This window comes from Pantoea vagans (genome assembly GCF_001506165.1).
Lineage (GTDB): Bacteria > Pseudomonadota > Gammaproteobacteria > Enterobacterales > Enterobacteriaceae > Pantoea > Pantoea vagans_C.
This window is the reverse complement of the sequence record NZ_CP011427.1, coordinates 1,935,102-1,948,320: the sequence shown is the minus strand read 5'-3', so window position 1 is coordinate 1,948,320 and position 13,219 is coordinate 1,935,102. Positions and strand designations below refer to the sequence as shown.

Here is a 13,219-nt window from a genome sequence, read left to right as displayed (position 1 = left end):
AGGCTATATACTTGTTCCCGTGACTGATTTTTCATCAACAGGAGTGAATGATGGTTAGGTTGAAACCGATTTTATTGTTGGCGCTACTACCCGGAGCCGTGATGGCTGCCCCGGTGTTTACACTACAATCGTCAGATTTTAATGACAGTGCGGTGCTGAACAAGACCTTCGCGGGCAACAACAAAAACAATCCATCCTGCACCGGCGACAATGTGTCCCCGGCATTGAGTTGGTCAAATGTACCGACGGGAACCCGCAGTTTTGCTCTGGTGCTCACGGACCCGGTAGGCGGTAAAGGGTTGGGTGTGACGCACATGGTAGCCTATAACATTGCGGCCGATCGCAGTCAGTTTGCGCAAGGTGAATTGAGCAAAGGAGTGGGTTATACCGGTGGTAAAAACTCACCTGGCACCACAAGCTATTATGGACCTTGTCCACCGGTAGGGAGTGGTATGCATAACTACAACTTTGTACTGGTTGCGACCGATTTGCCCGTTAATCAGCTACCGGCTGGCCTGACGCATGATGAGCTGATAGCAAAATTGAAGGGGCATGCCTTAGGCGGAGCAACGCTGATTGGCAAGTTTACCAACGATAAGTAATGCAGAACGGCCGCCACATTGGGCGGCCGTGACAATGTCACTCAAACGGGTAGACTGAACGTACTAATTTTCCACGACGATCCCAGCGACTTGCCGCCAGCCACAGCAGTGCAGTGACAAACCAACCGATAATCCACGACACATCATTGCCGGCGAAAATCCAGGTTAACGAACCATGGTGCAAGGGGTTGTCGATAAAAGGCAACTGCACCAGCACGCCCAGGAAGTAAACCGTGATACCCGTCCAGTTCCAGCGACCGTAACGGCCATTGGGCTGTGACAGCGCAGGGACATCGACCTTGCCTTTGGTGATGAGATAGAAATCAGTCAGGCTAATGGCGCTCCATGGCACGAAGAAAGCGAGCAGGAACAACAGGAAATGCGTGAAGGATTTCAGGAAGGCCGGTTCACTGATCAGCGCGATGATGCAAGCCACCGTCACCATCAGCACCACAAACAGTATGCGGCTCCCTCGGCTGAGCGAGGTTTGCTGGCGGAAGCCAGAAACAATGGTGGTGAGTGACATAAAACTGCCGTAAGCGTTAAGCGTAGTAAAAGTGATTTTGCCGAAGCAGATGGCGAAATAGATCACCATCGCCATGGTAGCTGTACTGCCCAAGCCGACGATGTAGCCCACTTCGTTACCTGAAAAAGCTTTCCCGGCAATTGCGGCAACAATCACGCCCAAGCTCATGGACGCCTGAGTACCCAATACGGTGCCAAAGAACACGGAGCTAAACAGCTTCCTGGCTGAGACATCAGCCGGAAGATAGCGCGAGTAGTCCGACACATAAGGGCAAAAGGCGATTTGCCAGGAGGATGACAGCGAAACGGCCAACAGGAAATTGGCGAGGGTGAAGTGCTGATTCTGCCAAACCCCTGACAAATCATGTGTAGAGAGCAAGGTGATGAACAGGTAGGCAAAAGCCAGTACCCCAATCACACTGGCCACTTTACCCAGCTTGTGAATTACGCGATAGCCCAGTACCGCGATCACGACAATAATGGCGCTAAACAGGATCATGCCAGCCGCATTGCTGACGTTGATCAGCTTCGCTAATGCTTGCCCGGCTAACACGGTACCGCTTGCGGAAAAGCCCACATACATTATGCACACCAGTACCAAGGGAATCACTGCGCCAAACACGCCGAACTGCATGCGGCTGGTGATCATTTGCGGTAAACCGAGGCGTGGGCCCTGAACGGCGTGTAATGACATGATGGCTGCACCAACGATCTGCCCAACCAGTAAACCGATCAGCGACCATACCACATCGCCACCCAGCACCACGGCCAGCGCACCAGTGACAATCGCGGTGATTTGTAAGTTTCCGCCAAACCAGAGTGTGAACTGGCTGAAAGGGTGGCCATGACGTTCGTGCAACGGGATGTAATCGATAGAACGGGTTTCTGTCAGGCTTTGTTTGTCAGTGCCTTTATAGTCTGCTGCAGGTGATTCGGTTGACATAGTTTCCTCGCTGAAACAATGAACGCGACAGGGGCTTTATTGTTAGTGTGGTGTGAATGCAATTGAAGATACATGTATATACATGTGCCGATATTGTCATGCGAGATGTGAAGTTACAAGGCGGCGGGTCATTGGAAAATGTGATGACGCTGGCAAGGTTGCTAATCGAATGGCATGCGTAGTGCCTTGCGTTATTTACGGCCCTCGGTCCATGGGTTAAATCCTGCTGCTTCCTCATTGTTGTCTGCGGGTTGATCCAGTGAATCGAGGTACAGGGCTTCAACTTCCGCGCGAGCCCACGGCGTGCGGCGCAAAAATTTCAGGCTGGATTTGACGCTGGGGTCGTTTTTAAAACAGTTGATATTGATCAGCTTGCCGAGTTCATCCCAACCGTAGCGGGCCACGAGTGCATTCACGATCATCTCCAGCGTCACGCCGTGCAGCGGATCTTTAGAAGGGTGTGCGGTCATGATGAATCCTTGTTTACAGGCGAGAGATTGGCGGGCAAGGTTACAAGAAAGCCGAGCTTGCAGCAATGATGTAAACTGAGGTCGGGCCATTTATCACAGGAACAGACGCAATGAGCGACAAGAAAATGATTTCAATCGATCAGTTTAATGAGGCTGAGCGAGGAGAAGTGGATGAGATTTTCAAAGGGCTGATGCAAAAACATCGGCTGCGCAGCGGTAAAGAGCCTGACGCGAAGAAAGAAAAAGAGTACACCGCCGAAGCGCGCCAACAGGTTATGAGCCTCAAGCTGGCCAAAGAGAAAGCGAAAGCCGACAAAGCCAAGAAAACGCCCACTCGTCGTAAAAAACCTGAAGCACAATCGGCGAGTGAGGTCAGTGATTTTAGCTGGTCGGCCTCGGTGATTAAGGGCCGCCGTTAGCTCAGTAACCCGGCGCCGACATTCACGGATAATCCAAGAATGGCCAGATTGAAGATAAACGAGATCACGGATTGAAGCAGGGCCAGTTTGCGCATCTCAGTGGTGCCCGTTGCCACATCGGCGGTTTGTGAGGCGACCGCGATGGTGAAGGAGAAGTAGAGAAAATCCCAGTAATTGGGGTCATCGGGTTTTTCAGGGAAGATCATCGGTGTGACGTTGTCACTTTTCCGCAGGTAATGTTGATGGGCGTAGTGCATGGCAAAAGAGCTAGGTAGCAACGCCCATGAAACAATCAGCGTCATCGCTGTCAGCACCAAATGCAATATTTTGGGCGTACCATGCAGGCTTTTCAATGTGGGCAACTCACTCATAATGGCCACAATACTGACCATACAAGCCAAGATCACCATACCCAGTACCAGCGCCGCACTTTGGTCCTGCATCCTGGCAATACGTTTGATTTCCCCTGAGTCAGTGCGCAACATCCGGAACCAAAGAAACCATAAATAGAGCCAGGCCAGCACATTCCAGCCAATCAGTAATCGCTGCATTTCGCCCAATTGTGCAGGGAGTAGCAAATAGCAGACGATCCCGGCCGCAACGGAGATAAGCAGGCGCAGGCGCGCGAAAAGATGAGGCATAAGAGAAAAGGGCATGGCGAGCATAATTTCCCAGAGATTGAGTATCTTAACTGTAGACGATTGTTGGCTTAGCCAGGTTAACGCGGGATCGATTCTGGTGACGAACATGACGTGACGGCGAAATCTGACAAAATGAGTGATAAATAGGCTTCATTTGAGACGCGTCTACGTGAATTCTGTAGATACACGTGAGACTTTACCCGCAAGGATTTGCGTAGCGACGCCGTGTTTATAGGCTTAGTGAAGGTGGCCGTGCAGTTTGATGAAGTGGAAACGATTCTGAAAGATAAGACAGATTTCCATAAGCGATTGAATCTCATAAAGGAAATAAAGACATGCGCTGATCCACGCAGCATTGAGGCATTACAATATCTGGCGAAAAATGATTATGTCTTTCAAGTGAGGTTAGCAGCCGGGAAGGCGCTAACGGAAAGAGGGATCAATTGCGTTAAGCCTGTTGCACGCCCACGATATGCCGTCGTGCTGGAAACAACCATCGAACGGATACGACGTTACGGGAAGTGGTTGATGGATATCACGGAGGGGTTCAGATGATGACGAGTGGTGGCAGAAACAAGAGAGAACAGCATCAGGACGGAGAGTAAGTGATGGCAGGGAATGTCGTGAGCCAGTGATGAGTGCGTACCAGATACCTTATTTAACATAATCATGATTATGCGCACTTAAATTATAGAGGCAAAGCTGACCTGGCCGTTCTGGAGATGCGGATGTTTGCCTGGACTGGTTATGTTGTTATCCCCAGATGCGGCGCGTTTGCCACCTTTTCTGGGAGATCTCTGCTGATGCTGGTGACCATGTCGAACAAAAAGCTGAACCGCCTTTCACTTTCATTCTGGTGTTGATATATTTGCTTCGCAGCCCTGGCACTCGTCCTCTCCCGACGACCATATCGGTGATGACATCAGGTTCATTCGCGTCCTTAGCAACGGGAACCCAATTTCAGATGAAAACGCCTCCGGGCGAAATGGCAACCCTGGCCGTTTTAGGCTACCTATTGAAGCAGAGATTTCACACGATCCCCCCATCAGCAACACCTCTCGCGATAAAAACGTGCCACTGATGGGAAAATGTTTAATTACTTCTTTCCGCTATTGGCTTCCCGCGCTTTCAAACGGCAGGCTTCCACCACCCAAGCTGAAAAGTTTTGGCTGTTCTCCAGCTTCATACTCTCTTCAATCTGATCAATCAGCAGATGAGGAAAACGAATATGTTTTCGTCGGGTTTTGGCATTGGTCATTTTATCCATGATTTATCCCTGGTCAGTTGTCTCACAAAATTTATTGTTGTATTGATGAAAATGGCCCGGGTCTCCCCCGAGCAAACATTCAATCTAACAAACTTCAGATCCCTGCCTTTGTTATTGAATATCAAGCAGTAACCGACTATCGGCGAGCGACAGCGGCTGGATCTGATGGGTGACCAACAGCGTGGTTTTACCCCTAATCAACTCTTTTAAACTGTTCAGGACTAACTCGGTATTCACCGCGTCCAGCCCTTCGGTTGGTTCGTCCAGCAGTACAATCGGTGCATCTGAAAGATACGCACGGGCAATTCCCATTCTGCGAGCCTGGCCGCCAGACAGGCGGACACCTAATTCCCCTGCCATGGCATCCAGTCCCTGCGGGAAGCGACGGATTTCGTCAGCTAAGGCGGCGCGAGTCAGTGCATCCCACAACGCATCATCATCTGCATCAGGCGAAACCAGACGCAGGTTGTCACGAATAGACGCATTGAACAGATAGGTCTTTTGGCTGACGACGGAGATCATCTGACGCAATGTCGCTTCAGAAAGCGAACTGGCTGGATGCCCACCTATCAACACCTCGCCGTCGGTACTGTCCCAGAACCCTTGCACCAGATTCAGAATCGTCGTTTTTCCCGCGCCGCTTGGGCCAAGAACTGCCAAACAGTGGCCAACGGGCACCGTGAAACTCAGCTTATCCAATACCGTTGGTGCCTCTGGCGCATAGCGCATGGTCACCGATGCGAAAGTCAATTCGCTGCTTTCTGGCAGCGTACAGGTTTCCGGCAACACGATCGCGGGTGTCAGTTCCGTCATCGAGAACAGACGGCGCGCCGCTTCGCGTGTCGTGCCCAGTGCCGCGAAGGCGGCAGGCAATCCGGCCACCGCTTCAGTGCTGGCGAGCACCGTGAACAGCAACAAGACGATCTCACTTGGCGTCAGTCCGCCCGACTGTCCGGGAGCGAATAACAGCACGAAGGCGATGAACAACCCAAGTTGTCCCATCAATGCGCAGACCGCCCCGCCACTGGCACTCATCCACGCTTGCTGACGTTGTGCACCAATCAATTGCTGAGAAAGTTGACGCAAATGGTCGGTTTGATGGCTGACAGCCCCAACAACCTGCAACTCTCCCAGACCACGCATCAAATCAGTGGAGGCCGCCTGCACTGCCGAACGGCCCACAGCAATCTTGTTGCCACTGGTTCTGGTTAACGATGCGACAATATAAGGCACAATCACCCCGGCAAGTATCAACACCATGGCATCAATCAAGGCTACGGTAGGTGAAAACCAGTACAGCCCCGCCAGAATGATGATGGCCGAGATCAACCCTGAAATCGCCGGCGTTAAGATGCGCAGATAGAAGTTGTCGAGACTATCAATGTCTGACCGGAAACGCGTCAGAACATCCCCTTCACGGAAATCCTGCAATCGAGCAGGTGCCAGCGGAGCCACTTGCTGATAGAACCAGACGCGCAACACAGACAACAGCCGCAGTGTGGCATCGTGCGTGACCAGCCTTTCCAGATATCGCGCGAAGGTGCGTAATACGGCAAGACCGCGGATCGCGGCTGCCGGAGTAAAGAACTCCAGCGCCAGTGAGCCCACGCCAGCCAGTGCCATTGAGGTGATGAACCAACCAGACAAAGCGAGCAGCGCAACGTTGGAGATAATCACAATGACGGAGAGCAAAACGCCTATTGCCATGCGTAAACGCCATGGTCGCGCGAGGCGCAAGAGATGCCAGAGATCATTCATGAGAGCGCTCCTTTTTGCAGCCGCTCAAGCTCAGCGAATACGCCAGCCTGGTCGCGCAATGCCTGCGGAGTACCGGATTCGATCACTCGACCACGCTCCAGAACAATCACCCTGTCAGCCGTCGACGCGATTTCGGTATCGTGGGTAATAATCAAACTTGCTGTCTCGGGTAGTTGGTCACGCATTGCCACAATCATCTGCTGTGCCGTATGGCGGTCTAGTGCCACCGTCGGCTCATCGAGGATCACAATCGGGGGCGAGTTCAACACCGTACGGGCCATCGCAATACGCTGAATCTGACCACCAGATAACCCTTGCCCGCCATCTCCTACGGTGTAGTCATACCCCCCGGGCAGCGTCTGGATAAAACTTTCAGCCTGTGCCAGTTGCGTCGAGGACTCGATGGCTTCACGGCTGATATCTGGACGCGATAACAGGATATTTTCAGTAATCGAACCGGCAAACAGCGTCGGCCGCTGCGGCAGCCAGCCCAAGTGTTGCTGCCATGCGGCGAGATCCAGTGATGAAAGGTCGCAACCGTCGATAACGATGCGTCCTGAGGCTGGCGTGATAAAGCCCAGCAGTAAGCGCGATAACGTGGTTTTGCCTGCCCCGCTGCTCCCGACAATCGCCAGCGTTTCGCCACGGCGCAATGTGAAGGAGATATCCGTTACGCCGCCGCCCTCTTCATACTGATAGCTCACACCCTCGATGCTGATTTCACGCGGTTGCGCGGAGAGTAATGCTTTGCCCTGTGCAGACGCAGGCAGTTCAGCATTCAGGATCGCCAGGAACCCTTCTGTCGCGCCGATGGCATCCATGCGTGCATGGTAGTGCGTACCCAGATCGCGCAGTGGACGGAAAAAACTCCGGCGCCAGCAACAATGCAAACAAACCGGGCAAGAAGCCCATCTCACCGTAGAACAGACGGAAGCCAACATAGACGGCAACCATGGCGGTGCTGATGGTGGCGAAAAACTCCAACACCAGAGAAGAGAGGAAGGCCAGGCGCAAAACCTTCATGGTGGTCTGACGATAGCTGTCAGAAATAGCCGCAATAATATTCGCCTGGCGACGTGCGGCATTGGTCTGTCGCAGCGTGGTCAAACCGGCGATAACGTCAAAGAAGTGGGCGCTCATCAGGCTGAGTTTATGCCACTGCTTGAGGCTCATCTTCTCCGCGCCCTTACCCACCACAATCATAAACAGCGGAACCAGCGGTGCGGTGATCAGCATGATCAGACCGGAGACCCAGTCGAAGGGAAATAGCGCGACCAGAATTGCGAGCGGCACGATGCCGATGATGATCTTTTGAGGCAGGAATCCGGAGAAATAGGCTTCAATGGCTTCAACGCCTTCACCCAGTGAACTGGCAATGCTACCGGTGCGTTGATTTTGACTCCAGGCGGGACCCAAAGCGGCGATGCGGTCGAGTAACATGCCGCGTAAGCCTTGGCGGATACGAGCAGAAGCTTCAAACGCAAAACCCTGGCGCAAGACATCGACGCCAGCCCGCAGCAACATCACCAGCGGCAGCAGCCACAGGTAAGGCATGAATCCGGAGAAGCTTGTGCTATGCATCACCGCCTGGTTAATCAACCAAGCCAGAAGCCAGCATTGAGCGATCATCAGTACCGCATTGATCGCCGCCATACTGATGGATAATGAAAATAAACCGCCCGCCTGGCGACGGAGGCTCGAAAGCCACCGTTCCGCCAGGCGGGCTGCTTTTCCACTAGGAGGTAGACTAGCAGACATAATGCGATTAATGCCCCTCGTGACCGACCAGTTTCGAAATACGGCCGCGGAATACCCAAATTTGGTACCAGTTATACATCAGCATTACCGGGACAAATCCGCCCATGGTCATGGTGAAGGTGATCATTGAAACCTGAGGACTTGCGCCATCCCAGATGGTCCATGTGCCCGGAACAATATACGGGAACATGGTGATCAGCATGCCGAAACCGAGAATCACAGCGGCAGCATTGTACCACAGCACGGCAGCGAAATCTTTGTCTTTCAGGGTGTCACGACGCACCTGCTCAATGCAGTAGAGCGCAAGCAGACCAAACAGGCCCCAGATCCAGAAGTGTGGGCCGAACCACTTAGCACGCGCCCAGTCGAACAGCACCGCACTCCACACCCAGGTAATCACAACTGCAGCAATTGCCAGCCAGAAGATTACCGCCGTCCAACGCGCGGCATCCTGACGGATTGGCTCATTTTTTTCAAAACGAGCACGGACAAACAGAACACCCGCTAACGTCATGGCGACACAGGAAGCCACACCCGTCCAGATGGAGAAGGCAGAGACAAAGCTGAACGCACCGCCGATATAGTGAGGAACGCCTTGGGTTGGGTGGTCCAGACCAAAACCTTGCAAGATGGCACCGACACTCATGCCACCAAAGAAGGTCACCGCCAGACTGGCGACACCGAAAATGCCATCTGAAAATTTCTGCCAGAATGGTGACGCAAGGTGGCGGAACTCCAGCGCGACTGCGCGGGACATAATGCCCCATAACACCAGCGCCATCGGCACCATCAAATAGCTAAACGCGGAACCGTACACAAACGGGAAAGTACCGAACATGATACCCCCGGCGACGATCAGCCACGTCTCGTTGGCATCCCAGGTCCCTGCCATCGCCGCCATGATCGCGCCACGTTCATCATGGTCACGCACGAACAGCGAGAAGATCCCTGCGCCCAAATCGGCGCCATCCAGAGCAATATATAAAAGAACGCTGATGCCAAATGCCAACCACCACGCGATGATCAGGAAATGCTGTGAAGAATTAATGTCCATGAGTGTCTCTGCTCCCCTTAAACCGGACGAATGTATTCAGGATGATCGGCGTGACCACTGGCTGGCATCTCAAGGTGCCCCAGATGTTCATGCCCTTCGCCCGGTATTTTGCTGGTCAAGTCCGGTCCGTTACGCACCACCTTCGCCAGGAACCAGATGGTTCCCGCCACGACGGCCGTTTCGAAGATGGCGAAGCCCACCAGCCAGAAGATAGCCAGACCTAAGGTCATCGCGCTCATACCATCTTCGGTGCGCATCAGGCCGTACACGATCCACGGTTGGCGTCCAATTTCACGCGTCCACCAGCCACCAATCACCGCCAGGTAAGGCAGAACCACCATAACGACTGCCAGTAACAGGAACAGCTTATTGCGTGGCGCGAGTTCAACCGTCATACGACGACGTGCCATTAACCACAGCCCCCAAACCGCAACGGCCAGAATCGCAGCTGCTGCACCGGACATCACACGGAAAGCGTAGAACGGTAAAACGACAGGCGGCTGTTCATCTTTCGCAAAGCTGTTCAAACCTTTCACCGGACCATTCCAGGTTTTGGTTTCAATCAGGCTCAGACCGTGCGGAATATCAAGAGACCACGCCAGACCGGTGCCTTCTTTGTTTGGCCAGCCGAGGATGTGCCAGGCACTGTTAACGTTACCGTTAGCATCATAGGTGTCGTAATGACCTTCCATCGCGGCCAGCGCTGCAGGCTTATGCTCAAGAGTATCTTCACCCAAGACGTCACCCATATAAATCTGTGCCGCAGCGACCACCGCCAGTGCCACCAGCGCGTATTTCAGCGGTCTCAGGAACAGTTCAACATGGCGCTGCTTCAATACGAACCAGGCACAGGTTGCCACCACAAAACAAAGCGATAGCTCAAAACTGGCCAACAGCATGTGCGGGAAAGCACTGCGCGCATTCGGGTTAAACAGTGCCCCCAACCAGTCCGTGACAATGAAGATGCCATTATGCAGCTCAACGCCTGTTGGGGTTTGCATCCACGAGTTGGCGACCAGAATCCACATGGCAGAAAGCGTTGAAGAGAGCGCAACGTTGAAAGTGGCGAAAAGGTGCATGCCACGGCTGATTTTGCCCCAGCCAAAAATCATCAAACCGATGAATCCGGCTTCATACATAAAGGCCGTAATGGTCTCGTAGCCTAAAACCTGGCCGAAGAAAGGACCGGCAGCCTGGGAGAAGCGACCATACAGAATACCAAAGGCCATCTCCATGGTGACGCCGGTGGCGACACCCGCACCGAAGTTAACGATGAACAGCTTTTCAAAAAAGCGACACAGTCGATACCACTTCTCATCCTGCTTACGGACCCACATCAACTCAGAAAAGAACAGCAGTGCTGCCAGGCCGATGGTTAGCGGAGGAAAAATGATGTGAATAGATGAAATTAGCGCGAAGTCTATGCGCGTGATCAGCGATGTAAGATCGTTACTTAACATGACTATCTTCTTATATATGAGTGACCGTGTTAGTTAACGGCAACGCAGCGCCGTTTCTCTTGTCATACAAGTGAGATGAGCCAGGCTCAGGCATAACAAGTAGAAAAGGTGTCACACTGTCGTCTTCCACTTATCTTCGATCCGCAACCGACAGTATATTTTCCAGACAGGAGCTGGCTGAAAATATAATATCCACTGCGGTGCTTATCCCTGAATGAGCACAAATAAACAATCAACAATGTGAACTGATTGTTGGCAGGTGAAACTCACAGAAATAAGCGATGGAACATGCTCGAGATAAGAAAACTTCTGTAAATTATTCTATATTCTCACTTACACAAAGGCACCCCAATTACAGGGGTAACTTGTAACAAAAAGCTAATGGGAGTTTCCTGGTCGGGTTTTGATTGCAGTTAAATCAATGTGTTGCGAAGAGTCACACACAAGCGGATTTGGATTTTTTTATTTAATTTCAATAGCATAAAATTTCATTGATATGAAACAAGTTTAGACGACTTAGATAAGTGCATGGCTAATAACAACAATAGTCATTATGCAGCATTGTTTATCTGAGTGACAAATTATTGAGACACCCACTCAACATTAATGACACAGATAATTAACAATGGATGGTTTGATATTTTTCTATAACAGCGGGTGTTAATTAATTTAACAGACAAGGAACAATTATTACCTTGTTAATTTTTCACAGCCATGTAATTAATTTAATAGATACGTTAATTTAAAGACACCAATGCGCAACAATTAAGTCACACTGTGCGCACATTGATAAATGTCCCCCCTCACACTCCTGCTTCCTCCGGCATCATTACTTTTCCCCATAGCCATCAGTGGAAAAAATCACAGCACAGCGCTATCTGCTTCTTTAGGGTAAATCTCCCCTACAAGGAGATAAAACATGAGCCTCTTATCTGCCGGCAATCGCCGTGACTTTCTCACTTCTGGCATCAAGTTAACCGCTGCAGGCACGCTGCTTGGCACGGGCTTAGCCAGCCGTGCGTCTGCGGCACAAACCTGTGTGCCGGAAAATCACAGTTCGATTAACGTCAGCCATTACCTGCTGCGCAATGTACGCCTCGAAGAAGGATTCATTCGTAAGCAGGATGTCATCACCGCGACCCGTACCGGCTTATATGATGTTGAGATCAACGGTGACCGTATCGCCGCGATCCATGCCTCGGGGGTGAGCAGCCCTCTTCCGGCCTGGGATGCCGGTGGGCACATTCTGCTGCCCGCCACGCGTGATATGCACATTCATCTCGATAAAACCTTCTATGGTGAAGGCTGGCGCGCCCCGCTGCCGCGTAAAAGCGTTATCGATATGATCCATCAGGAAGAGCAGATCCTGCCGGAGTTGGTGCCAACCTCTGAGATGCGTGCGGAAAAGCTGATTGGCCTGCTGCAATCGAAAGGCAGTACCGAAGCGCGCAGCCACTGCAACATAGACCCGATCAGCAAGCTGGAGGGTTTAGCCCATCTCCAGCAAGCCATTGCCAATCATCGTAGTGATTTCAGTGCCAGGATTGTTGCCTTTCCTCAGCACGGCCTGTTGCGCTCACATGCCGAAGGCATGATGCGTGAGGCAATGAAGATGGGGGCTAACTATGTCGGCGGGCTGGACCCCACCAATGTAGACGGCGCGATGGAGAAGTCGCTGGATACCATGTTCAGCATCGCACTGGATTTTGCGGCCCCGATTGATATTCACCTGCATGAAACCGAACCCCACGGCGTGGCGGCGGTCCGTTACATGCTGAAAACGGTGCGTGAAAATCCGCAGCTGAAAGGCAAAGTGACGATCAGCCACGCATTCGCTTTAGGCACACTCTCGGGTAAAGAGCTGGATGCGATGATTGAGGAACTGAAGGAGCAGCAGTTCAGCATTGCCACCACAGTACCGATTGGGCGCGTCATCATGCCATTGCCGCAACTGCGCGCTGCAGGGATTCCCGTGTGGTCAGGCACCGATACCATTGCCGACCACTGGCAGCCGTTTGGCAGTGGTAGCATGCTGGAAAAAGCCAACGTCTATTCACAGCTCTACCGTGGGCCAGATGAATTTTCACTAAGTCGTGCGCTGGGTATTGCCACTAATGAGGTGTTACCGCTGAACAGCCAAGGGGAGCAGCAATGGCCAAAAGCGCAGGATACGGCAACCATGATGCTCGTCGCTGCGAGTTGTTCGGCTGAAGCTGTTGCCCATGTCGCGCCAGTAGTGGCGACATTCCATAACGGTAAGCAGGTATTTGGTAGCCTGGCGAAGGTGTAATAGTAGGGAATGACGAGATAGATGTGATAGAT

12 protein-coding genes are annotated in these 13,219 nt (G+C 52.2%); 3 read left to right on the top strand and 9 right to left on the bottom strand.

Annotated elements, in window-relative coordinates:
* Positions 1-50: 50 nt before the first annotated feature.
* On the top strand, positions 51-602 hold the full coding sequence (locus tag LK04_RS09030; protein ID WP_039328654.1) for a YbhB/YbcL family Raf kinase inhibitor-like protein: 552 nt from the start codon (positions 51-53) through the stop codon (positions 600-602).
* Positions 603-639: 37 nt separating this feature from the next.
* Here the strand turns inward: LK04_RS09030 and LK04_RS09025 are convergent, their stop codons facing one another.
* Both LK04_RS09025 and LK04_RS09020 read right to left on the bottom strand, forming a co-directional pair.
* Entirely contained in the window at positions 640-2,070 is a 1,431-nt protein-coding gene (locus tag LK04_RS09025) for a purine-cytosine permease family protein (RefSeq protein ID WP_039328655.1), read from the bottom strand.
* 191 nt (positions 2,071-2,261) lie between these two features.
* A complete protein-coding gene (locus LK04_RS09020) occupies positions 2,262-2,540 on the bottom strand; it encodes a VF530 family DNA-binding protein (protein WP_039328657.1) in 279 nt (92 codons plus the stop codon).
* Between the two features lie 110 nt (positions 2,541-2,650).
* Here LK04_RS09020 and LK04_RS09015 point away from each other — a divergent pair, with 110 nt between their 5' ends.
* Positions 2,651-2,959 (top strand): hypothetical protein, encoded by a 309-nt coding sequence (locus tag LK04_RS09015; protein ID WP_039328659.1) that lies wholly within the window; start codon positions 2,651-2,653, stop codon positions 2,957-2,959.
* Here LK04_RS09015 and LK04_RS09010 read toward each other — a convergent pair.
* The 7 genes from LK04_RS09010 to LK04_RS08985 all read right to left on the bottom strand — a co-directional run bounded on the left by LK04_RS09010 (position 2,956) and on the right by LK04_RS08985 (position 10,897).
* Positions 2,956-3,615, bottom strand: a complete 660-nt coding sequence (locus LK04_RS09010; RefSeq protein ID WP_039328686.1) for a DUF1345 domain-containing protein — start codon at positions 3,613-3,615, stop codon at positions 2,956-2,958. The genes LK04_RS09015 and LK04_RS09010 overlap by 4 nt on opposite strands.
* Before the next feature lie 1,081 nt (positions 3,616-4,696).
* The gene (locus LK04_RS20085) at positions 4,697-4,867 is read right to left on the bottom strand and encodes a YlcI/YnfO family protein (RefSeq protein ID WP_071885740.1); all 171 of its coding nucleotides are present in this window, start codon (positions 4,865-4,867) and stop codon (positions 4,697-4,699) included.
* Between the two features lie 111 nt (positions 4,868-4,978).
* The gene (cydC, locus tag LK04_RS09000) at positions 4,979-6,625 is read right to left on the bottom strand and encodes a thiol reductant ABC exporter subunit CydC (RefSeq protein ID WP_039328660.1); all 1,647 of its coding nucleotides are present in this window, start codon (positions 6,623-6,625) and stop codon (positions 4,979-4,981) included.
* Entirely contained in the window at positions 6,622-7,446 is an 825-nt protein-coding gene (locus LK04_RS20880) for an ABC transporter ATP-binding protein (RefSeq protein ID WP_233797845.1), read from the bottom strand. The genes cydC and LK04_RS20880 overlap by 4 nt, the downstream gene beginning before the upstream one ends.
* Positions 7,397-8,278, bottom strand: a complete 882-nt coding sequence (locus LK04_RS20875; protein ID WP_233797843.1) for an ABC transporter ATP-binding protein/permease — start codon at positions 8,276-8,278, stop codon at positions 7,397-7,399. Before LK04_RS20875 ends, LK04_RS20880 begins: the two co-directional genes overlap by 50 nt.
* A 112-nt stretch (positions 8,279-8,390) precedes the next feature.
* On the bottom strand, positions 8,391-9,437 hold the full coding sequence (locus tag LK04_RS08990; RefSeq protein ID WP_039328662.1) for a cytochrome d ubiquinol oxidase subunit II: 1,047 nt from the start codon (positions 9,435-9,437) through the stop codon (positions 8,391-8,393).
* 17 nt (positions 9,438-9,454) lie between these two features.
* Positions 9,455-10,897 (bottom strand): cytochrome ubiquinol oxidase subunit I, encoded by a 1,443-nt coding sequence (locus tag LK04_RS08985; protein ID WP_039328663.1) that lies wholly within the window; start codon positions 10,895-10,897, stop codon positions 9,455-9,457.
* 919 nt (positions 10,898-11,816) lie between these two features.
* On the opposite strand from LK04_RS08985, the gene LK04_RS08980 reads away from it, so the two are divergent.
* The gene (locus LK04_RS08980) at positions 11,817-13,187 is read left to right on the top strand and encodes an amidohydrolase (RefSeq protein WP_039328664.1); all 1,371 of its coding nucleotides are present in this window, start codon (positions 11,817-11,819) and stop codon (positions 13,185-13,187) included.
* The last annotated feature ends 32 nt before the right edge of the window (positions 13,188-13,219 follow it).